Consider the following 19,474-nt stretch of genomic DNA (forward strand, 5'->3'; position numbering starts at 1 on the left):
TGATTTGGCGCGATTTTAGCGCGGGTGAGGCATGGCAGGACAGCATAAAAACCAGGTTCGCATAATTGGGGGCGAATACAAGCGCCGCATGGTCCATTTTCCGGACGGCGATGGCCTGCGTCCGACGCCGGATCGCGTGCGCGAAACACTGTTCAACTGGCTCGGCCAGGATCTGACCGGACAGGTTTGTCTGGATCTGTTTGCGGGCAGTGGCGCACTGGGTTTTGAAGCCGCATCACGCAATGCCAAACGTGTGGTGATGGTGGAAAAAGCCAAGCCGGTGTATGCCGCGTTGTCCGATAACCACAAAACATTGGGTATGACCAACGTCGAACTGATCTGGTCCGATGCCATCACCTGGTTGAAAAATGCATCCGGCAAGTTTGATGTGGTGTTTCTTGACCCGCCCTTCGCCTCCGATCTATTACCCCAGGCGCTGGAACTGGTGGCGGGCCTGCTCAATGATGACGCGGTGGTTTATGCCGAGTGCGGGCAGTGGCCAGATTTGCCGGGCTGGGAAGTGACGCGGGAACTGAAAGCGGGCGCGGTGCGTTGTGGTTTGCTGCGGCGAGTTGGTTGAACAAATGATCCAATCATCACAATAGGGCAACAATAGATGAAGAAACTCATCGTATTGCTATTGCTCGCGTTTGTTGGTGTGCGCGGCTGGCAACACTACCAGGAGGCCAAAGCAGTCGACGCCGCGGCCTTGGCCAGCACCAACCGTGCATTACCACGGGTTGCTCCCGGCGATGACCGGGTAGCTGCTAACGATTTGCCGGTACGCGCAACACAGGCCGTGTTTCAGTGCGAAGACAAGCACTACTGCAGCGAAATGAGGTCATGCGAGGAGGCAAAGTTTTACCTTAACAACTGCCCTAACCCGAAAATGGACGGTAATCACGATGGTGTCCCATGCGAACAGCAGTGGTGCCACTAATTCACGAAACGATCCACCCGCACTGCCGTCCAACAGATATGCCGTTGTCCCGTAGTAAGGAACGTGGGACAATCGCCGCCGTTCTAAACGTAGCTGATTTTGAAGGAATATCGCCATGGCGCTGATGATCACGGATGAATGCATCAATTGTGATGTCTGCGAACCCGAATGCCCCAATAGCGCAATTTCGCAAGGCGCTGAGATTTACGAGATCGATCCGAACCTGTGTACCGAGTGCGTTGGCCATTACGACGAACCGCAATGCCAGCAGGTCTGTCCGGTCGATTGCATTCCGTTCAATCCGGAAGCAAAAGAATCGAAAGAAGAGTTGTATCAAAAATATCTGATCATCTCGGGCAAGGCATAAGCGTCTTCGCAGACCGCATGCCAATAAAAAAACCGGACGGTGATACGTCCGGTTTTTTTACGCCAGTGATTCGCGCCACCCAAGGTGGCAACATCAGCCTTGATAACGGGTCGGATCAGCCACCCCCGCGGCTTCAAACCCGGCTGCACGTAAACGGCAGGCATCGCACTGACCACAAGCACGGCCATCCTCATCCGCTTTGTAGCACGTCACGGTCTGGCTGTAGTCCACACCCAGCGCCAGCCCGGCTTGTACGATCTCAGCTTTGGACAAGGTAATCAGCGGGGTGTGTATAGTCAGCGGGGAGCCTTCCACGCCAGTACGCGTCGCCAGTCGGGCCATTTGCTGGTAGGCGGCGATATAGTCAGGGCGGCAATCCGGGTAGCCGGAGTAATCCACCGCGTTTACACCGATATAAATATCATCGCTCTTCAGTACTTCGGCCCACGCCAGTGCGTACGACAACAAAATGGTGTTGCGTGCGGGCACGTAGGTAACCGGAATCTCGTTCTCAGTAGTCTTGCCATCTGTTGGCACTTCAATGGCCGCATCGGTCAGCGCCGAACCACCAAACACCGCCAGATCAATCTTGATGATGCGATGCTCAACTGCGCCGAGCGACTTGGCCACGCGCGCTGCGGCTTTGAGTTCGGCGTTGTGGCGCTGGCCGTAATCAAACGACAAGCAATACGGCGCGAAGCCGCGGCTTTTGGCAATCGCCAGGCAAGTAGCCGAATCCAGTCCGCCGGACAACAGAATGACAGCCGGTTTGAGTGACGAAGATTGTGTAGTCATATGCGTTACTCCCGTTTCTGCGCAGCCATTTGCTTGAGGATATTGGCAGCCAGATCGTGATAAAGATTGGTTCGATAGATACGGGCCACGCTGGAAGCCACCATTGCGGCTGCCAGCGTGGAGATCACCATGGCGTGACCATCGGTCATTTCGATCATGATGATGGCCGAGGTAATCGGCGCCCGCGTCACCGCCGCCAGCATGGCAACCATGCCGATGGCGAGAATTTTGATATGGATGGTGTCGGCAAACAGCGGCGCAAACCAGCTACCGACGCCTGCGCCCAAAGCCAGGGACGGGGCAAAAATGCCGCCCGGCAAACCGGTGAGGAAAGTGGCCAGCAGGCTGACAAACTTGAGCGGCAGGTAATACCAGGCCAACAAGCCATGTCCGCTGATGGCCCGGCTGGTTTCATCGGCGCCGCTGCCAAAAATCGGCAGGATCAGGCCACACAAGGCAATGGCCAGCCCGCACAGGGCGATGAACCAGTACGGATGGGCCACCCGGAAATGCAATACTGGGCCCGGTAACCAGCGCGTTTGATGCACACAAAGCCAGGAAAACAGCCCGCCAATCAGTCCGGCCACCACCGCTACCAATATCATCGGCGGGAGGATGCTGTACTCGAACTCCGGTACGTGAATCCGCCCAAAGTAGGTGTAGTCGCCAATCAGCGCCAGCGAAACCACACCAGCCAGGATGACGGCACCAATCAACTTGCCGCTGGTTTCGGTTTCGACCGAGCGCGCCAGTTCTTCAAAGGCAAACACTATCCCCGCCAGTGGCGTGTTGAAGGCAGCCGCGATACCCGCTGCGCCGCCCGCCAGAATCAATTGGCGCTGGAATACCGGATCGGCCAAAGGTAAAAAGCGGCGGCAGGCGTACATGATGCTGGCACCAATCTGCACCGTCGGGCCTTCGCGCCCCAGCACAAAACCGCTGCCCGCACCCAGCACAATCCCGAGAAACTTGATGGCCCCAATACGCAGCGAGAGAAGCCTCTCCGCTTGTTCTGGCTCTTCGGCGACCTTGATGGCTGCCATGGCTTGCGGGATGCCGCTGCCTTCCGCTCCGCGGCCCAGTCGGGACATCAACCAGCGAATGCCCATCCCGCCCAATGGCAGCGCCAGCAGCGGCCACCAGAACCAGCGCGCGGTGAGATGCTGAAAGCCCAGAAAAGCCCATTCCGCGCATTTGGCCAGCAATACGGCTACCAACCCCACCATTGCCGCGCCACCCCAGAACACCAGCGTAGAGCGGCTGCGATAGGGCAGTTCCTTGAGTCGAACCAGAATGCGGATAGCGAGGATACGCAGCTTCATCAAATGGCCGTGTAATTGTGGAGAGTCGGACATTGGGGTTCGTTTAAACGCCTGGGCGATCACCCCAAAGAATTTTATGCAACTGCACTTGCATGCGCACCGGCAGATGGTCTTCCAGCACCCAGGCGGCCAGATCGGCCGGTTTGAGTGTTTCCCAGACCGGTGAGAACAGTACCGGGGCGCGTTCGTTCAGTTTTTTATCGCGTAACAAGTCACGCGCCCATTCGTAGTCTGCGCGGTCAACCAATACGAACTTGACCTCGTCGCCGGTTTTGATGGCGTCCAGGTTTTCCCAGCGCATTTTGGCCAGCTCACCCGAGCCTGGGGTTTTGATATCAACGATGCGGGACACGCGCGCATCCACGCCTTCAATGGCCAAAGCACCGCTGGTTTCCAGGCTGACGTCAAAGCCCTCGTCGCATAGTCGCTGCAGGAACGCCAGGCTGTGCTTCTGCGCCAGCGGCTCGCCGCCAGTCACGCAAATGACGTTGGCACCAAACGAACGGATTTTCTCAAGGATGGTGTCAAAACTCTGGGTTTCGCCACCATGAAATGCATACGCGCTGTCGCAATAGCCACAGCGCAAAGGACAGCCTGTCAGACGTACAAAAACCGTGGGCACGCCCATGCGGCTGGTTTCGCCCTGCAGCGAGAAAAAGATTTCGGTAATACGTAAAGAGGGTGCTTGTTCAGCCATTGATGAATACTCCGTGCCGGAAACACAGTCCAGCGGATTGCAGATGGCGCATTACAGCAGTAACGCAGCCGGGTTTTCCGAGCCAGATAAAAGTCCGGCGGAAATGAAAACGGCGTCGGCCATGACCGACGCCGCGTCAATCTTGTGTTGCCCACCTCAGTTGGTGGTCAGCAACGCCTTCTTGGCGATGGCGGCTTTATCCGATGAGGGATACTTTTCCAGCAATTGTAGCAGATAGGCGCGCGCACCCTTTTTATCGCCCGCGGCATTGGCAGCGACAGCGCGGCCATAGAGTGCATCCGGCGCAACGGGATCATCCGGCGCCTGGTCGAGCACGGCACCATAAGCAGCTTGCGCCGCCTTGTAGTTCTTCAGGCCGGTCTGGCTCACGCCCAGCCAGTATTGGGCGGTGGCGGTATGTGCGCTGTCCGGATTGGCCTGGATAAACTGCGTCAGTGCATTGACCGCATCTTTGTTCTTGCCGCCTTTGGCCAGCGCGATGGCAGCATCCAGCGATTGCTGATTGCTGGCTTGCTGCTCTTGTACGGCTTGAGCCTTGGCTTGTTCGATCGTGCGAACACGCGTGTCCAGGTCAACGTACAAATCTTTCTGGCGCTTGGTGGCTTCATCCAGATTGTATTGCAGCGTTTCATTCTGCCCACGCAAGGTAGCCAGATCCTGCTTGAGTTGTTCAAGCTGGTTGACCAGATCAAGCATGCGTTTGTTGGCGGCTTCCAGGAACTGGATGCGCTGATCTTGCGAGCTCACCTGGGTCTGCAGGTCGACAATCTGCTTGCGGGCGTCGTCGTCACTGAACAAACCAGCGTTGGCATGGGTGGTGGCAAAAGCCAGAACGAGAAGGGCGGCGATTCGTTTCATCGTTTTCCGGGTTTCAATGTGAAAACAGCGTTGAACCAGCGCCTGCCGGTCCAACGCTGCACGATAGGCAGTTTTATGCCTGCGGGCAAGCCTTACTGTGCCGATTCGCCGTTATAAACGATCTGGGCACGACGGTTACGCGACCATGCTTCTTCGGTATCGCCTTGTTCCAGCGGTTTTTCCTTACCGAAGCTCACGGTTTCGATCTGGCTATCCGGTACACCCAGCGCGCTCAGCTGTTTCTTGACAGCTTCCGCACGCTTTTGACCCAGCGCCATGTTGTATTCGGCAGTACCGCGGTTATCGGTATTGCCTTGCAGGATGATCTTGGCATCCTTGTGTTCCAGCAGGTACTTGGCATGCGCCTGGACCAGGTCGCTGAACTTGCTGTCGACCACGTACGAGTCAAATGCGAAGTAAACGTTACGTTGCGACAGGATGTTGTTCGGGTCAGTCAGCGCGCTGTAGCCGGCAGGCAATGCTTTGCCCTGGGTCAGGTCAACGGTAGCTGGCTTGGTATCAGCAGCAGGCGGAGTGGTGGTCCCGGTAGTGACAGGAGCTGGCTTGGGCGAAGAAGCGCACGCGGCAAGCAAGGCAGTGAGCAATGCGCTCATCAAGATTTTTTTCATATTCAATTATCTCCAAAAGTGTGCATCTGCAACCCATTGGCAGCAACGAGTTGCCGCAGCCCGCTTGTTTGAATGGCACGGCTGCGTGTGCGTCCCGACTGTTTTATTTCAGCATGGGTCCCCATGCCGGCTGCCTTACATCACCCGCTTGCGCTCTGAGGCGAGCCTTGACGCGTCCATCGCTGGACACTGCCGCCAAAACTCCTTTACCTCCAGCCTGTGTTTCGTACAGCACCATCCGGCCATTGGGCGCAAATGTGGGCGAATCGTCACGGCTGCTATCGGTCAACACCTGCACCTGGCGGGTGGACATATCCATGATAGCGACCTTGTAACCACCGCTCTGGGTCACAAACACCAGAGACTTGCCATCGGCACTGACTTTGCCAGAGGCGTTATAGCTGCCCTGAAAGGTGAGACGCTCGGCCGCGCCACCGTTGCCAGACATCCGATAGATTTGCGGGCTACCGCCACGGTCAGAAGTGAAGATGATCTGGCCATCGGCAGTAAAAGACGGTTCGGTATTGATGTCACCTGTGTTGGTCAGCTGACGGGCATTACTGCTGTTGCTATTGGGGCCGCTGGCATCAACCAGATAAATCTGTGAGCCGCCAGTACGCGTCAGCACCACCGCCAGTTTTGAGCCGTCAGGCGACCAGGCCGGGGCGGAGTTGCTGCCCTTGAAGTTGGAAGCTTTCCAGCGCTTGCCAGACAACAGATCCTGGATATACACCACCGGTTTCTGGTCTTCGAACGATACATAGGCCAGGCGGGTGCCATCGGGCGACCACTTGGGCGACATGATCGGCTGGTTGGATGCCAGGATAGCTTGCGAGCCAAAACCATCGGCATCGGCCACTTGTAGCTCGAAGCGCTTGCCTTGCTTGGTAATGTAGGCGATGCGTGAAGTGAACATGCCACCAAAGCCGGTGATCTTCTGGTAGATCATGTCGGAAATCTTGTGCGCGGCGTAACGCATTTTGGTAGGCGGCACGATCAACTCGTAACCCACCAGTTGTTGCTTGCTGGCGGCATCCATCAGCCAGAACTTGACCGACACTTGGCCGTTACTCGACGGCGAAACATTACCGATCAGCACGGTTTGCGCGCCTTTGGCAGCCACCGCGCCAAAATTGATCTGGCTGGGTTGGTATGGCACCGGCGAAAGATCACCGGCCCCAATCACCTTGAACAAGCCGCTGCGGGTCAAGTCATCGCTCACGACGGTCGTAACCGGCTGTTGCTGCTGCACTTCGTTCTGGAACGGGGCAATCGCAATGGGGTATTGATTGGCACCCACGCCCACGACATCGAACGAGATATCGGCACGCGCCGCGGCGCTGGCCAGCAGGCTCATGGCTAGTACAAAACGGGCAAAGCGTAGCAGCACTGGTTTGTTCTCCTTGTTCAATGTGTATTAGCTGGTGATGCGTCAGTCTTTAAGCCGGAAATTCGCCGTCAGTGAACGCCATTCGCCGGTAAACGGCACGCTGCCCGGTCTTGGTGGCAAGCGCCCCAAATCCAGAATGGCGCGTTTCACTGCATCATCGTAGGCCGAATTACCACTTGGCTTGACCACTTGCGCATCCTGCACCGTGCCATCAGGCAAAACAGTGATGCGCATGCTGACCGCGGGGTTTTCATCCCCGTTAGGCACGTAATGAATTCTGGACCGCAACAGACTGCTCAAGCTCGCCAGATAACCACCACTCCCCCCGGCGCCAGTGCCTTTACCACCTGCCGGGCCAGTATTGCTGGTGGCATCGGGGTTATTGCCCTTGCCACCCGCTTTGCCGTTCGGCTTGGCCTCTGCCGTATTGGTCAGCGTATTGGCCGACAACAAAGCATCCATCGAGTTCGGATCGACCTTGGGCGGTTTTTTCTCAGCCTTCTTCGGCTCTGGCGTCGGCTTGGGCGCCTTGGTTGGTGCTGGCGTTGGCGCAGCAGTCGGTTTCGGTGTTGGCGTCGGCTTGGGAGTTGGGGTCGGCGCAGGTTTAGGCGTCGGTCGCGGCGTAGGCACAACCTTCACTTTTTCTTCCTGAATATCCGGCTTTGGCTCCGGCGTGACCACGGGCTCGGGCGTTATGACCTGTTGCTTGACCGGTTTTTCCGGCTGAGGTTCCGGAATTTTTTCAATTGCCGGCGGCGGGCCGCCCCAAAGTTCCACTTCCACCGGTTGCGCCTTGTGCGTTTGCCAGTTCACTGAGAACAGCAAAAACAGCACAAACAGGCCGTGCATCGCCAGCGCCAGAAGCAGCGATAGCGTGGATTTTTCTTCCGGATGTTTGGGTGGGCGATGTTCCATCACTGCGTTCATCAGTGGGTATTCACCTTCAAGCCAACCCGGGCAACCCCAGCCTGCTTGAGTACGTCCATGGCGTTCATCACGGCTTCGTAGCGCACCGATTTATCGGCGGCGATCACGACCGGGCGATCAGCATTGCCGGCCAGATGGGTTTTAACCAGATCGGCCAGACCTTTTACGTCTGGCGTCGATTCCGTGTTGCCCTTGTCATTGACCTTGATCGCGCCATCGGCGCCAATTTCAACAAACACCGGCGCGACATCCATCTGTTTATCAGCTTTGCCCACGGAGGGCAGGTTGACCACACCGCTTTGCATCATCGGAGTGGTCACCATAAAGATCACCAGCAATACCAGCATCACGTCGATATATGGCACGACGTTGATCTGGTTCATTGCGCGGCGCGGGCGTCGGGATCTTGCCATTTCGCAATCCCCTTATTTGGCCGCTTGCCGTTGCAGGATGTTGGAGAACTCTTCAATAAAGCTGTCAAAACGGCTGGCGAGCTGATCCACATCGTGCGCAAAGCTGTTGTACGCCACCACCGCGGGAATCGCCGCAAACAGGCCGATGGCGGTTGCCACCAGCGCTTCGGCAATACCTGGCGCTACGTTAGCCAGCGTGGCTTGACCCACATTGGATAGACCACGGAAGGCATGCATGATGCCCCACACCGTACCGAACAAGCCGACGTAAGGGCTGACCGAACCTGCTGATGCCAGGAACGAGGTGTGTTTGTCCAGGTAATCCAGTTCGCGCTGGTAGCTGGCCCGCATGGCGCGGCGAGTGCCTTCCATGACGTCAGACAGTTCCATGCCGCCTTTCTGGCGCAGCTTGAGAAACTCCGAGAAACCGGAGATGAAAATCCGCTCAATGCCGTTTGGATTGCCGCGCCGCACCTGTTCGTACATCGCGTTCAGATCTGAGCCGCTCCAGAAGCGGTCTTCAAATTCGTCAGTGCTCTTTTTGGCTTTGGCGATGGTGAAATACTTGCTGAAAATCCGCCACCAGCTCAGCAGTGACACCAGTACCAAAATCGCCATGACCAACTGCACGACCGTACTGGCCTGCGTGATCAGCGACAGAATCGACATGTCCTGGGTGCCAACTTCCACGGTATTTCTCTCCCTTTATGGCCAGCATTGCGGCCAAAACGCAACATTTTAGGCCGGTATTGGCCATTTTTTGTATGAAACTATGACACGTGAATATTCACGCGGCAGTAATCAAATCCCCGCATCTGTCTTGGGCGGGGTCAAACCAAAGTGCTGATAAGCCAGCAAAGTAGCGATGCGACCACGCGGCGTGCGTTGCAACAGACCTTGTTGAATCAGATAAGGTTCCAGCACATCTTCAATGGTGTCCGAGGCTTCACCTATGGCGGCCGCCACATTGTCCAGGCCCACTGGCCCGCCACCAAACTTGCTGATGACTGCGTCCAGCAGCTTGCGGTCCATCACATCGAGCCCCGCGTGATCGACGTCCAGCATCAACAAGGCGGCATCGGCCACTTCCTGGGTCACGGTGCCATCGGCTTTGACTTCGGCGTAATCACGTACCCGACGCAGCAAGCGATTGGCGATCCGTGGCGTGCCACGCGAGCGTCGCGCTACTTCAAACGCGCCATCGCCCAGAATGTTGACATCCATGAGCCCAGCCGAACGCTCAACAATGCGGGTCAACTCCTCCGCAGTGTAGAACTCCAGGCGCGCCACGATGCCAAAACGATCGCGCAACGGGTTGGTCAGCATGCCGGCGCGGGTGGTGGCGCCAATCAAGGTGAAAGGGGGGAGGTCGAGTTTGACCGAACGCGCGGCCGGGCCTTCACCGATCATGATATCGAGTTGGAAGTCTTCGAGCGCTGGGTAGAGAATTTCTTCCACCACAGGCGAAAGTCGGTGAATTTCGTCAATAAACAGAACATCGTGCGGCTCAAGATTGGTGAGTAGCGCCGCTAGATCGCCAGCGCGTTCCAGCACCGGGCCACTGGTCTGGCGCAGATTCACTCCCAACTCACGCGAGATGATGTGTGCGAGCGTGGTCTTGCCCAAACCCGGTGGCCCGAACAGCAACACGTGATCCAGCGCTTCGCCGCGTTTCTTGGCGGCTTCGATAAAAATTTCCAGCTGGCCACGTGCTTTTTTCTGGCCAACATATTCGTCCAGCAGTTTGGGGCGCAAAGCGCGCTCCAGTTGCTCCTCCTGCGACGACATGGTTTTGGCAGTAATCAGCCGCTCGGCGGGGGCGGCAGAAAGGGAATCGGTTTCGATCATCGGTGCAGGTTCCAGGCAAATGTCGGGCACGGCCCATGCGGGAAAGGCCCAAGAGAGGCAAATCCGCTGCGTGCTAGACTGGCAGTCCGGCTATTGTAGCCGGATAGGTACGTCTTCAGGGCGGGGTGAAATTCCCCACCGGCGGTATGGCGATGGATGGATTGGCGGCAACGCCGGATGTCCCGCGCTGAGCCCGCGAGCGCTTGCTGATCACCGGGACAATGGCCCGGGTCGGCAAGGTCAGCAGATCCGGTTATCCCAAAGGCCGTACACAAAAGCGTCATGACACGACGCCGAGCCGCCGACAGTACATGTTTGGTACGGCCAGGCTCGGCAACACAGTCAGGGCGTTTTTGTGTGCGGCCCCGAAAGGAGATTCCGGGGCCGACGGTTAGAGTCCGGATGAAAGAAGAGCGTGCTCACCGCGCAGATCAGCGATTGCGTGCATGCCATTTTGCGCGTGCCGTTTGCTGACTGCGTGGTGTGTATTCGTTGGTTTTACTTCTTGTCTTTTTCAAAGCCCTGAAACGTTTATCGCACTTACTTATTGATCACCAGGATCACTTGCGAGGACGTTTCTCATGCATTCCCCACAGCAATCTCTTTCCAGTCTGACTTCAGCCGAATTACATGCGGTAGAAGGCGCCATTGCCACCATCAAAGCCGGTAAACCCGTGTTGCTGCTGGATGACGATGATCGTGAAAACGAGGCCGATATCGTCATGGCCGCCGAGGCGGTAGATATCCCCAACATGGCGCTGATGATTCGCGAATGCAGCGGCATTGTTTGTTTATGCCTGAGCAATGATCTGGCCGATGCACTGGCCCTGCTGCCGATGGTGCCCGCCAATCAGAGCCGTTACCAAACGGCGTTTACCGTGACTATCGAAGCGGCGCAGGGCACAACCACTGGCGTTTCTGCTGCCGACCGCGCCACCACCATTCTCACCGCCGTAGCGGATGGCGCCAGGCCAGAACACCTGACCCGGCCTGGTCACGTCTTCCCGTTACGTGCCCGCAATGGCGGCGTGCTGGAACGACGGGGCCATACCGAAGGGTCCGTTGATCTGGCGCGGCTGGCAGGCTTCAAACCCGCCGCAGTGCTGTGCGAACTAATGAACCCGGACGGCACCATGGCAGTTGGCGAACAGATCATGGCATTTGCGCAACGGCACAGCATGCCGGTGGTCACCATCGACGCATTGGCTCGCTATCTGGCCCAGCAGACGACTGTTAGCCGCGAACCAGTTGCCGCAATGCCAGCTTGATGCCTTGCGCCACTTCAACGTCGGCGGGCAGCTCTTTCATGGCCTGCGCTGCTTCACGTTCGTTGTAACCCAGCGCCAGCAACGCGTGCAGCACATCGGCGTGGCCGCCTTGCTCGAGCAGCGGGGCGGCCAGCTTGCCCGTGGTCGTCGTCGCGGCGGCCATGCTGCCCAGCTTGCCCTTGAGTTCCAGTACCAAGCGTTCTGCAGTCTTCTTGCCGATGCCGGGCACTTTGGACAACCGGGTGATGTTTTCGGTAGCAATCGCAACGGCCAGTTCGTCTGCAGACAAGCCGGACAGGATCGCCAGCGCGATCTTGGCGCCGATGCCAGTGATCTTGATCAGGGCGCGGAACAGATCGCGTTCGTCCCGCGTGGCGAAGGCGTACAGCAACTGGGCGTCTTCACGCACCACCATGTGGGTAAACAGGGTGACTGGCTCGCCCACATGCGGCAGCACGTAGATTGTGCTCATTGGCACGTCGACTTCATAGCCGACACCGGCCACGTCAATGACCAGTTGCGGAGGTTGTTTTTCGACGAGCGTGCCGCTCAGGCGTCCTATCATCTGTGCAATCCGGAAAAGGGGAACGGGAAAAAGAGGAGTATAGCGGGATCGTGCGCCAGCACAGCACTGGACACATCAAGCCAGACGGCCGCGCTTGATCTTCAAGCCCGCGCCAAGTTGCTTGAGTGCACTGCCCGCATGTTGGGCGTGGGTCAGCGCCACTGCCAATGCATCGGCCGCATCAGCCTGCGGCAAGCCATTAAGCTTGAGCAGCCGCTGCACCATGTGCTGCACCTGATCTTTATCAGCATGGCCATTGCCAACCACCGCTTGTTTGACCTGCAGAGCGGTGTATTCAGAAATGGGGAGTTTGGCGATGACCAGCGCCGAGATCACGGCGCCGCGGGCCTGGCCCAGCATCAGTGTCGATTGCGGATTCACGTTCACGAACACTTGTTCAACGGCAGCTACATCAGGCTGGTAAGTGGCGGCGACCTGAGCAATGCCTTCGAGCAAGCTGGCGATGCGCTCGGGCAAAGTGCCACCGACCGGGGTGCGTATACAGCCAGACGCCACATACGCGCGTTGCTGCCCGGCAATATCCAGTACGCCAAACCCGGTGACCCGCGAACCGGGGTCAATACCCAGGATGCGCATTACCGGCCGCTCGCCGCTTGCAGTGCCAGATCTTTGGTGAACGACCAACGTCGCACCACCACCAAGACGGTGGCGCGGTTGCCGTTTTCATCAACCAGGCCCTTGGGCAAGCGGCTGAATGGCGCCGAACGATGCACGATCTGCAGCGCCGCTTCGTCCAGCTTCGGATTGCCCGAACTGCTATCGATGGTGGCCGAGCGCAGCGAACCATCTTCATTGATTTCAGCAGTCAGCGTCAGCTTGCCGTAGAGCTTGTTGCCATTGGCATCGGCCGGGTACAACGTGGTACCCAAGCGCTCAATCTTGAGCTTCCACTGGTCTTCCCACACTGCAGTCAGGCTCTTGTTGGCCGGCAAGCCAATGCGCGCCTTGCGCGGGCGTTGCTGATATTCCTGGTTTTCCTGGTCGATCTTGCCCATCGCGCCGCTCAGATCCTTGATCTGCTGATTGAGCTTTTCGTGATCGACGCCAGTCGTATGGGTCTGTTGCGATTTATCCGCAGCATCCTGCAATTGCTGCACGGTGGCCGGAACCTGGCTTTTGATCTGCGCCATCAAGCGAGCCGAATTTTGCTCAAGCTCCTGCTCCTGGCGCATCACCTGTTGCAATTCGGTATTGAACTGGTCCGACTTGGCAGGCAACGGGCTGGACACCTGTTTGTCGGCATCGGTGTTACCGCCGGCATCCTGGTCCACCTGGGCCCGCACTTTGGCCTTGGTGGGCGCAGTGGCGGTGGCTTTGTTGACGAGTTCCACCTGCATGAACTCGGTTGAAACTGAAGGCAACATATCGGGGCGAACGATTTTGATGCCAATAATGATTGCGGCATGAGCGAGCGCCGACACGACGATTGCTGTCGTCATGAACCGTTCACCGCGCATCATTGCCAATTCGCCTGTCATGGAAGTCATCCGCCGAGTGTAGCATAGCAGTCTTATTCACAAGAACGAGCCGCCTGGCGCGGCGTTTGCAAGCCTGACCGGCATTGTTAATATGCTGCGTCGCCCATATATGGATGTGAATCAAAATGCGTCTGACCCCGATTCTGCTCACCTGTCTGCTTGCCGCCACAACTCTGGCCCATGCAGAAGACGGCGCCAAAGTCGCCGCCAAGTACAATTGTCTGGCCTGTCATGCGGTCGATCATAAAATTGTCGGCCCGGCTTACAAGGATGTGGCGGCCAAGTATCGCGGGCAGCCAGGGGCAGAGGCCAAGCTGATGAAGACAGTAAAAGAAGGCGGTGGCGGCACTTGGGGCACCATCGCGATGCCGGCGCAGCAAATTGGCGATGAAGATTTGCGCACCATAATCAAATGGATACTGGTACAAAAATAGTCAGTCAGCACAGTGACAAGGCGCACTTTGTGTTGCACCGGCGGTCTTATTGTGGATTGGCTGATATTGCATTGGGCGCATGAGTTGATTAAGCTCCATGCCCATTTGGCGGGCCGGGTTTTGTAAGCCTCTTGCCATTTTAACCACCGGCCCACCCGGTTCTGATAAGCGAGCACGACAATGGCCAAACTCACCGAACAAGACATCCTCAGCTGGAACGGTCCGGAAGGGGATTACATGAATCAGGACCATCTTCAGTTTTTCCGGGAACTGCTCCAGAAAATGAAGGTGGAACTGCTGGCGAACGCAAACCAGACCAGTCAGCACCTGCAAGAGCAGGAAGCGACACCGGATCCGGCTGACCGCGCAACGCTGGAAGAAGAATACGCACTGGAACTGCGCACGCGTGATCGCGAACGCAAGCTGCTACTGAAGATCGACTCCACGCTGCGCAAACTGGATGATGGCTCTTACGGCTACTGCGAAGACACTGGCGAGCCGATTGGTCTGGCCCGCCTGGTTGCCCGTCCGACCGCTTCGCTGTCGCTGGAAGCCCAGGAACGCCGCGAACGCCTGAAAAAGCAGTTCGCTGACTGATCTGCAACTGGCTGCGGCCATTACGCAGAGCGGGCACTAGTTCGCTTTGCTGTTTCATGCGCATCGCACCCGCTGCCATCCCGGCCGGGTGCGTTGTTGTTTTCTGCACCCGCTGTTTATGATCGCGTGCACTGACGCGGTAACGCCAAATCCGGCACAACATCCGTGCGCCACGGCCGCGCATCGCCCCGAATACGTGCTTTCACTCTTGTTCCGCGCTGGCGGGCAAGCTACTCTAGTGGTTTCCCAAAAATCTTGCGGTGCAGCAAGCCTTGGCACCGGCCGACCTCCAGGACTGTTTATGCAATACCAGACCGACGACGTACGTATCCGTGAAATCAAGGAGTTGCTGCCTCCGGTTGCCGTTCTGGAAAAGTATCCGGTCACCGAAACAGCCTCCAGGACCGCTTTCCAGAGCCGCCAGGCCATCCAGAATATCCTGCATGATCGCGACGACCGCCTGCTGGTCATCATTGGCCCCTGTTCCATCCATGATCCGGTTGCGGCACTGGAATATGGCCGCAAGCTGATCGCGTTGCGTGAACAGCACAAAGCTCATCTTGAAGTGGTCATGCGCGTGTACTTTGAAAAGCCGCGCACTACCGTAGGCTGGAAAGGCCTGATCAATGATCCGTTTCTCAATGGCAGCTTCAATATCAATGAAGGCCTGCGCATTGCACGCAAGTTGCTGCTGGATCTGAACGACACCGGTTTGCCTACTGCTGGCGAATTCCTCGACATGATCACCCCGCAATATGTGGCTGATCTGATGAGCTGGGGCGCCATTGGTGCACGTACCACCGAATCTCAGGTTCACCGCGAACTGGCTTCGGGGATTTCGTGTCCGGTCGGCTTCAAGAATGGTACCGACGGCAATCTGCGTATTGCGCTTGATGCCATCCGTTCCGCCTCGGCACCGCATCATTTCTTGTCAGTAACCAAGATGGGCCATTCCGCCATCGTCGCCACCGCCGGTAACCCGGATTGCCATGTGATTTTGCGCGGCGGCAAAGAACCGAATTACGACGCCAACCACGTGCGCGCTGCCATGGCCGATCTGGCTGCAGTCGGTTTGCCAGAAAAACTGATGGTCGACTTCAGTCATGCCAATAGTCGCAAAGACTATCGCCGGCAGATGGAAGTCTCGTCAGATATCAGCGCGCAAATTGGCGAAGGCAACAAAGCCATTTTCGGCGTGATGATCGAAAGCCATCTGGTGGAAGGTCGCCAGGATCATGTTGAAGGCCAGCCACTGTGCTACGGCCAATCCATTACCGATGCCTGCATCGGCTGGAGCGACACCGAAAAAACCCTGCAAGAACTGGCCAACGCCGTGGCACAACGTCGCGCCTTGGGCAAAATCGGCGCCTGATCGGGACGTTGCCGATTAGCTCGCACGACAAAACGCCTCGTCAGGGGCGTTTTTTTATTGGCCAACGCTTCGTTACCGGTTGGTTTATTTGTGAGCAGAACCACGGTGCGGTGGTCGATAGTGTAGTTTCATGGTGAACCGCCAATACCCAGCTACCCAGAGATGCGCCAACCACTCGTTCCACTTCACCTGCTGGCCTTGAATGCCGACGCCACCTTGCCGTGGCGCCAGGCCGTATCGTCGGGCATTGCAGTTGGGCTGCCCGCGCTGATCGGCCTGCTTACCAATAATCCTGTTGGCGCCTTGCTGGGCGCAGTCGGGGGCTTGTATGCCACGTTGCTGGATTACGGCGGCACGGCACGGCATCGACTACTGACTCAGGCATTTGGCCTGTGCCTGATCCTGGGCTGCGGCGCTTTGGGTCTGTGGCTGGGGCCGCATCACGTCATGATGTTTGTGCTGCTGGCGTTGCTCACTTTTGCTATCGGCTGGAGCGACGGTCTGGGTGTTGCAATGGACAACATCTTTCGCTTCGCCGCACTGGCCCTGGTGCTGTACGCCTATCTGCCCGCACCACCTGGCGCCGCATTTATCTTTCTGGCAATTGGTATTGGCGTGGGCGTTGCCAGTGTATTGATCGACGACCGCCTGTGGCCCCGCGCGCTACCACGGCAGCATAACGGTCTGAAAAATGCGTTTCGCCAACTCCGCTCCGGGCACAGTGCCGGACTGCTGCATGCCATTGGCCTGAGTGTGACGACCTGCGCCGCGCTGTGGATCGCCCAGCACACGCATTATCCGCGCCCCGCCTGGGTGGCCGCAGTGGTGTTGTTTGTCACGCGGCCCGACGGGCTCGATAGCCTCACCCGGCTGTTTCGCAGTGTCTTTGGCGCGTTGATCGGAGTGGCGCTGGCCTGGCTGGTCACGCATCTCACCCCGGAAACCTACGCCTTGTATGGCTGGGCTGTGCTATTTGCGTTTTTGCGCCCTCTGGCGCTGGCCCGCAATTTCTGGGCGCACTACGCCCTCATGACCGCCATGTTGATGATCCTGTTCGATATTCTGCTGCTACCGGAAGGTCAGGCGGCGGGGGTTGCCATCCTGGCAATCCGTTTGCATGGCGTGGTATTGGGTGCGCTGATCGCGTTGATCGGCATGGTGACGTTCAACCAGCAAGCCCGGCGTTATTTCGTGCAACAGGTCCGCGATCGATTGCCTGGCAAATAACGCGCTGCCCGGCACTAGCTAGCGCCGCAACAAGCCCCGCACATGGCGTTCCACATCGTGTTCTTCGATTTCGCCTTGCGCACCGGTGCCTGCTACTTCCGCCAGATCTACACCCAAACGTGCGGCCAGTTGTGCGGCTTTAAGGCTGGCGACCAGGTAATCCCGGCGGGCCACATAAGCAGCCACCAGCGCCGGCGGTTCGTCGTCACCGGGCTGCACCGGCGGCGGCAAGATTTCCAGCCAGTCGCCGTCTTCGTCCTCGACTTCCATCATCAGCAGCAAGCCCGTGGACTCGATCTGATCACCGGTCTCGACCAGATAGCGGTCAACAAAACCGGCAGCCGGCGCGTGGATGGCGATTTCGTCATCGCCAGCGCGCAAGGTCACCAGCAAGTCATCGGCACTGACACCGGCGCCCACGGCCGAATGCAGCTCGGCCACCAGCGCCTGGCCCGCAAATTCGGGAGCACAGATGAGATGGGTCGTATATTCTTTTGTCATCATTCTTCGGCGCTGTAAACGGTCGTATCCCGCATTGGACGTGGTAAAAATCTACGCAAAGCGCATTGATCTGTACCAATATTTGCTTCTGATGGCGTCATAAAATATGCAGCGGTAATTTTATGCCATCGCATTACACGCGCGCATGGCAAATCAGCTTCACCGATCAGGCGCCAGTATAACCGGGCCAGCCCTACAGACCGCGAATCGCCGCCGTAATGCCCAGGCGAAGGTCGATAGTTCGACTGGATTTAGCAGTTCAACCCGCGATGCTGGCGCGATTTATCGCGGAACTCACCCAATGCGCCGCTACATGCGGCGCGGGCATGAATGCCGGAGCACCAGCTGCCCGCATGCCAACCAGGAGAAATGCCTCATGAATGACCTGATTCTGATCATCAACGCTGGTTCATCCAGCATCAAGTTTTCCCTGTTTGCACAAACATCTGCTGATCCAGAGCTGTTGTACAAGGGTCAGGTTGAAGGCATTTACGTCGACCCGCAATTTTCTGCCAAGAATGCCGCTGGCGACAAACTGGCCGATGAAAAACTGCCAGCGGATTCCCCGCGCAGCCACGACTACGCCCTGCGCTACCTGCTTGATTGGGTTAATGGCCATACCGACGGTCGCAAGCTGGCTGTGATTGGCCATCGCGTGGTGCATGGCGGTTTCAACTTTACTCAACCGGTACGCATTGACGCGCAAGTGTTGGCCGAACTGGATAAAACCATTTCGCTGGCACCGCTGCATGCGCCCGCCAATATTGGCCCGATGAAGGCACTGGCGTCGCTGCTGCCGGACGTGCCGCAAGTAGCATGTTTTGACACCGCCTTCCATCGCACCCAGCCTGAGATTAATCAGCTGTACGCACTGCCGGTAGAACTGGCCGAACGCGAGGGTATCCGCCGCTGGGGCTTTCATGGCCTGTCGTACGAATACATTGCCAGCGTTCTGCCGCAGATTGACCAGCGCGCTGCCAACGGTCGCACCGTGGTCTGCCATCTGGGTAATGGCGCTTCGATGGCAGCTCTGGATCAGGGCAAGTGTGTGCTGACCACCATGGGCTTCACCGCATTGGAAGGCCTGCCGATGGGCACCCGTACCGGCAGTCTCGATCCGGCCATCGTGCTGCATTTGATGACGCATCTGAAAATGACCACCGCCGAAATCGAAACCCTGCTGTACAAGGAATCGGGCCTGTTGGGGTTGTCTGGTGTTTCCAGTGATATGCGCGAGCTGCATGCCAGCAAAGAACCGCGTGCGCGCATGGCAGTGGAATACTTTGCCAACCGCATCGTGCAGCAAGTGGGTTCGCTGGCCGCGTCCATTCAAGGTCTGGATGCGCTGGTGTTCACCGCCGGAATTGGCGAGAACGACGACGAATTGCGCGCACTCGTCTGCAATGCGCTGCGCTGGCTGGGTGTGGATATTGATGAGAGCGTCAATGCCAAGCGCAGTGGCGAGCCACGCCGTATTTCCCGCGCGGACAGCAAAGTAGCCGTTTACGTGGTGCCAACCAACGAAGAACTGATGATTGCGCGGCATGCCTTGCGCTGTATTGCCGCCTAAGACCCGGCAACATTTTCTCAGCATTTTCTGCCCAAGGGCACAGCATATCGCTGTGCCCTTTTTGTTTTTGCGGCCAGCCCACGTAATAAAAAATGGCGATGGTTGCACCAGATCGCAGCCAAACCGGCTATCGTGTGTTCCCTTGCTTGCAGCGGCTGAAATCCTCAAGCGGCGACAGCAAGGGAACGCATCACACCGATGCAGGTCCACAACGGGCAACATAGCTCTGTGCTT

23 protein-coding genes and 1 riboswitch are annotated in these 19,474 nt (G+C 57.6%); of the genes, 9 read left to right on the forward strand and 14 right to left on the reverse strand.

The annotated features are described in order from the left end of the window. Nucleotides 1-31: 31 nt before the first annotated feature. From rsmD to P4L78_RS20240, 3 genes are all read left to right on the forward strand, one after another. The gene (rsmD, locus tag P4L78_RS20230) at nt 32-580 is read left to right on the forward strand and encodes a 16S rRNA (guanine(966)-N(2))-methyltransferase RsmD (protein ID WP_309330301.1); all 549 of its coding nucleotides are present in this window, start codon (nt 32-34) and stop codon (nt 578-580) included. A 36-nt stretch (nt 581-616) separates the two neighbouring features. Then, nucleotides 617-940, forward strand: coding sequence for an excalibur calcium-binding domain-containing protein (locus P4L78_RS20235; RefSeq protein WP_283151312.1), 324 nt, complete (start codon nt 617-619; stop codon nt 938-940). Between the two features lie 115 nt (nt 941-1,055). Beyond that, nucleotides 1,056-1,307: a YfhL family 4Fe-4S dicluster ferredoxin gene (locus tag P4L78_RS20240; protein WP_283151313.1), complete on the forward strand. Its 252-nt coding sequence runs from the start codon at nt 1,056-1,058 to the stop codon at nt 1,305-1,307. 93 nt (nt 1,308-1,400) lie between these two features. Here P4L78_RS20240 and queC read toward each other — a convergent pair whose 3' ends face one another. From queC to ruvB, 10 genes are all read right to left on the reverse strand, one after another. Next, nucleotides 1,401-2,102 (reverse strand): 7-cyano-7-deazaguanine synthase QueC, encoded by a 702-nt coding sequence (gene queC / locus P4L78_RS20245; protein WP_283151314.1) that lies wholly within the window; start codon nt 2,100-2,102, stop codon nt 1,401-1,403. A 5-nt stretch (nt 2,103-2,107) separates the two neighbouring features. Next, nucleotides 2,108-3,457 carry a chloride channel protein gene (locus tag P4L78_RS20250; RefSeq protein WP_309330303.1) on the reverse strand — a complete coding sequence of 450 codons (1,350 nt, stop codon included), beginning with the start codon at nt 3,455-3,457 and terminating at the stop codon, nt 2,108-2,110. A gap of 10 nt (nt 3,458-3,467) precedes the next feature. After that, nucleotides 3,468-4,121: a 7-carboxy-7-deazaguanine synthase QueE gene (gene queE, locus P4L78_RS20255; protein ID WP_283151316.1), complete on the reverse strand. Its 654-nt coding sequence runs from the start codon at nt 4,119-4,121 to the stop codon at nt 3,468-3,470. A gap of 156 nt (nt 4,122-4,277) precedes the next feature. Continuing rightward, complete coding sequence (locus P4L78_RS20260; RefSeq protein WP_309330306.1) at nt 4,278-5,000, reverse strand: YbgF trimerization domain-containing protein; 723 nt, start codon at nt 4,998-5,000, stop codon at nt 4,278-4,280. A gap of 92 nt (nt 5,001-5,092) precedes the next feature. After that, entirely contained in the window at nt 5,093-5,629 is a 537-nt protein-coding gene (gene pal, locus P4L78_RS20265; protein WP_283151318.1) for a peptidoglycan-associated lipoprotein Pal, read from the reverse strand. 103 nt (nt 5,630-5,732) lie between these two features. After that, nucleotides 5,733-7,019, reverse strand: a complete 1,287-nt coding sequence (gene tolB, locus P4L78_RS20270; protein WP_283151319.1) for a Tol-Pal system beta propeller repeat protein TolB — start codon at nt 7,017-7,019, stop codon at nt 5,733-5,735. A gap of 42 nt (nt 7,020-7,061) precedes the next feature. Continuing rightward, nucleotides 7,062-7,946, reverse strand: coding sequence for an energy transducer TonB (locus P4L78_RS20275; RefSeq protein ID WP_309330308.1), 885 nt, complete (start codon nt 7,944-7,946; stop codon nt 7,062-7,064). Next, nucleotides 7,946-8,359 (reverse strand): protein TolR, encoded by a 414-nt coding sequence (tolR, locus tag P4L78_RS20280; protein ID WP_283151321.1) that lies wholly within the window; start codon nt 8,357-8,359, stop codon nt 7,946-7,948. Before tolR ends, P4L78_RS20275 begins: the two co-directional genes overlap by 1 nt. A 12-nt stretch (nt 8,360-8,371) precedes the next feature. Then, nucleotides 8,372-9,028, reverse strand: a complete 657-nt coding sequence (gene tolQ, locus P4L78_RS20285) for a protein TolQ (protein WP_283151426.1) — start codon at nt 9,026-9,028, stop codon at nt 8,372-8,374. 132 nt (nt 9,029-9,160) lie between these two features. Next, nucleotides 9,161-10,207: a Holliday junction branch migration DNA helicase RuvB gene (gene ruvB / locus P4L78_RS20290; protein ID WP_283151322.1), complete on the reverse strand. Its 1,047-nt coding sequence runs from the start codon at nt 10,205-10,207 to the stop codon at nt 9,161-9,163. Nucleotides 10,208-10,314: 107 nt separating this feature from the next. Beyond that, a riboswitch (FMN riboswitch) is annotated at nt 10,315-10,626 on the forward strand. A 162-nt stretch (nt 10,627-10,788) separates the two neighbouring features. Between ruvB and ribB the strand changes: the two genes are divergently transcribed. Beyond that, entirely contained in the window at nt 10,789-11,475 is a 687-nt protein-coding gene (gene ribB, locus P4L78_RS20295; protein WP_309330310.1) for a 3,4-dihydroxy-2-butanone-4-phosphate synthase, read from the forward strand. Here the strand turns inward: ribB and ruvA are convergent. The 3 genes from ruvA to P4L78_RS20310 all read right to left on the reverse strand — a co-directional run bounded on the left by ruvA (nt 11,441) and on the right by P4L78_RS20310 (nt 13,500). Then, entirely contained in the window at nt 11,441-12,040 is a 600-nt protein-coding gene (gene ruvA, locus P4L78_RS20300; protein ID WP_283151324.1) for a Holliday junction branch migration protein RuvA, read from the reverse strand. The genes ribB and ruvA overlap by 35 nt on opposite strands. Nucleotides 12,041-12,115: 75 nt before the next feature. Continuing rightward, entirely contained in the window at nt 12,116-12,637 is a 522-nt protein-coding gene (gene ruvC, locus P4L78_RS20305; RefSeq protein WP_283151325.1) for a crossover junction endodeoxyribonuclease RuvC, read from the reverse strand. Next, nucleotides 12,637-13,500 (reverse strand): energy transducer TonB, encoded by an 864-nt coding sequence (locus tag P4L78_RS20310; protein WP_283151326.1) that lies wholly within the window; start codon nt 13,498-13,500, stop codon nt 12,637-12,639. The genes ruvC and P4L78_RS20310 overlap by 1 nt, the downstream gene beginning before the upstream one ends. A 164-nt stretch (nt 13,501-13,664) precedes the next feature. Here P4L78_RS20310 and P4L78_RS20315 point away from each other — a divergent pair, with 164 nt between their 5' ends. From P4L78_RS20315 to P4L78_RS20330, 4 genes are all read left to right on the forward strand, one after another. Continuing rightward, nucleotides 13,665-13,973: a c-type cytochrome gene (locus P4L78_RS20315; RefSeq protein WP_283151327.1), complete on the forward strand. Its 309-nt coding sequence runs from the start codon at nt 13,665-13,667 to the stop codon at nt 13,971-13,973. Between the two features lie 180 nt (nt 13,974-14,153). Beyond that, nucleotides 14,154-14,570, forward strand: a complete 417-nt coding sequence (gene dksA, locus P4L78_RS20320) for an RNA polymerase-binding protein DksA (RefSeq protein ID WP_283151328.1) — start codon at nt 14,154-14,156, stop codon at nt 14,568-14,570. Nucleotides 14,571-14,871: 301 nt separating this feature from the next. Further along, a complete protein-coding gene (gene aroG / locus P4L78_RS20325) occupies nt 14,872-15,942 on the forward strand; it encodes a 3-deoxy-7-phosphoheptulonate synthase AroG (RefSeq protein ID WP_283151329.1) in 1,071 nt (356 codons plus the stop codon). A gap of 162 nt (nt 15,943-16,104) precedes the next feature. Further along, nucleotides 16,105-17,169, forward strand: coding sequence for an FUSC family protein (locus tag P4L78_RS20330; protein WP_309330314.1), 1,065 nt, complete (start codon nt 16,105-16,107; stop codon nt 17,167-17,169). Between the two features lie 18 nt (nt 17,170-17,187). Here P4L78_RS20330 and P4L78_RS20335 read toward each other — a convergent pair whose 3' ends face one another. Further along, nucleotides 17,188-17,673, reverse strand: a complete 486-nt coding sequence (locus tag P4L78_RS20335; protein ID WP_283151331.1) for an E3 binding domain-containing protein — start codon at nt 17,671-17,673, stop codon at nt 17,188-17,190. 373 nt (nt 17,674-18,046) lie between these two features. On the opposite strand from P4L78_RS20335, the gene P4L78_RS20340 reads away from it, so the two are divergent. Then, nucleotides 18,047-19,240: an acetate kinase gene (locus P4L78_RS20340; RefSeq protein WP_309330316.1), complete on the forward strand. Its 1,194-nt coding sequence runs from the start codon at nt 18,047-18,049 to the stop codon at nt 19,238-19,240. Nucleotides 19,241-19,474: the final 234 nt, after the last annotated feature.

This window comes from Silvimonas sp., from assembly GCF_031291215.1.
Taxonomy (GTDB): Bacteria; Pseudomonadota; Gammaproteobacteria; order Burkholderiales; family Chitinibacteraceae; genus Silvimonas; species Silvimonas soli.

Bases quoted from the DNA above. Each gene is read 5' to 3' on its own strand.
- dksA (WP_283151328.1), top strand. From the start codon at position 14,154: ATGGCCAAACTCACCGAACAAGACATCCTCAGCTGGAACGGTCCGGAA.
- P4L78_RS20330 (WP_309330314.1), top strand. From the start codon at position 16,105: ATGCGCCAACCACTCGTTCCACTTCACCTGCTGGCCTTGAATGCCGAC.
- P4L78_RS20335 (WP_283151331.1), bottom strand. From the start codon at position 17,673: ATGATGACAAAAGAATATACGACCCATCTCATCTGTGCTCCCGAATTT.
- P4L78_RS20240 (WP_283151313.1), top strand. From the start codon at position 1,056: ATGGCGCTGATGATCACGGATGAATGCATCAATTGTGATGTCTGCGAA.
- P4L78_RS20250 (WP_309330303.1), bottom strand. From the start codon at position 3,457: ATGTCCGACTCTCCACAATTACACGGCCATTTGATGAAGCTGCGTATC.
- P4L78_RS20310 (WP_283151326.1), bottom strand. From the start codon at position 13,500: ATGACGACAGCAATCGTCGTGTCGGCGCTCGCTCATGCCGCAATCATT.
- ribB (WP_309330310.1), top strand. From the start codon at position 10,789: ATGCATTCCCCACAGCAATCTCTTTCCAGTCTGACTTCAGCCGAATTA.
- tolR (WP_283151321.1), bottom strand. From the start codon at position 8,359: ATGGCAAGATCCCGACGCCCGCGCCGCGCAATGAACCAGATCAACGTC.
- ruvB (WP_283151322.1), bottom strand. From the start codon at position 10,207: ATGATCGAAACCGATTCCCTTTCTGCCGCCCCCGCCGAGCGGCTGATT.
- tolQ (WP_283151426.1), bottom strand. From the start codon at position 9,028: ATGTCGATTCTGTCGCTGATCACGCAGGCCAGTACGGTCGTGCAGTTG.
- aroG (WP_283151329.1), top strand. From the start codon at position 14,872: ATGCAATACCAGACCGACGACGTACGTATCCGTGAAATCAAGGAGTTG.
- P4L78_RS20235 (WP_283151312.1), top strand. From the start codon at position 617: ATGAAGAAACTCATCGTATTGCTATTGCTCGCGTTTGTTGGTGTGCGC.
- P4L78_RS20275 (WP_309330308.1), bottom strand. From the start codon at position 7,946: ATGAACGCAGTGATGGAACATCGCCCACCCAAACATCCGGAAGAAAAA.
- P4L78_RS20260 (WP_309330306.1), bottom strand. From the start codon at position 5,000: ATGAAACGAATCGCCGCCCTTCTCGTTCTGGCTTTTGCCACCACCCAT.
- pal (WP_283151318.1), bottom strand. From the start codon at position 5,629: ATGAAAAAAATCTTGATGAGCGCATTGCTCACTGCCTTGCTTGCCGCG.
- P4L78_RS20340 (WP_309330316.1), top strand. From the start codon at position 18,047: ATGAATGACCTGATTCTGATCATCAACGCTGGTTCATCCAGCATCAAG.
- queE (WP_283151316.1), bottom strand. From the start codon at position 4,121: ATGGCTGAACAAGCACCCTCTTTACGTATTACCGAAATCTTTTTCTCG.
- queC (WP_283151314.1), bottom strand. From the start codon at position 2,102: ATGACTACACAATCTTCGTCACTCAAACCGGCTGTCATTCTGTTGTCC.
- rsmD (WP_309330301.1), top strand. From the start codon at position 32: ATGGCAGGACAGCATAAAAACCAGGTTCGCATAATTGGGGGCGAATAC.
- ruvA (WP_283151324.1), bottom strand. From the start codon at position 12,040: ATGATAGGACGCCTGAGCGGCACGCTCGTCGAAAAACAACCTCCGCAA.
- ruvC (WP_283151325.1), bottom strand. From the start codon at position 12,637: ATGCGCATCCTGGGTATTGACCCCGGTTCGCGGGTCACCGGGTTTGGC.
- P4L78_RS20315 (WP_283151327.1), top strand. From the start codon at position 13,665: ATGCGTCTGACCCCGATTCTGCTCACCTGTCTGCTTGCCGCCACAACT.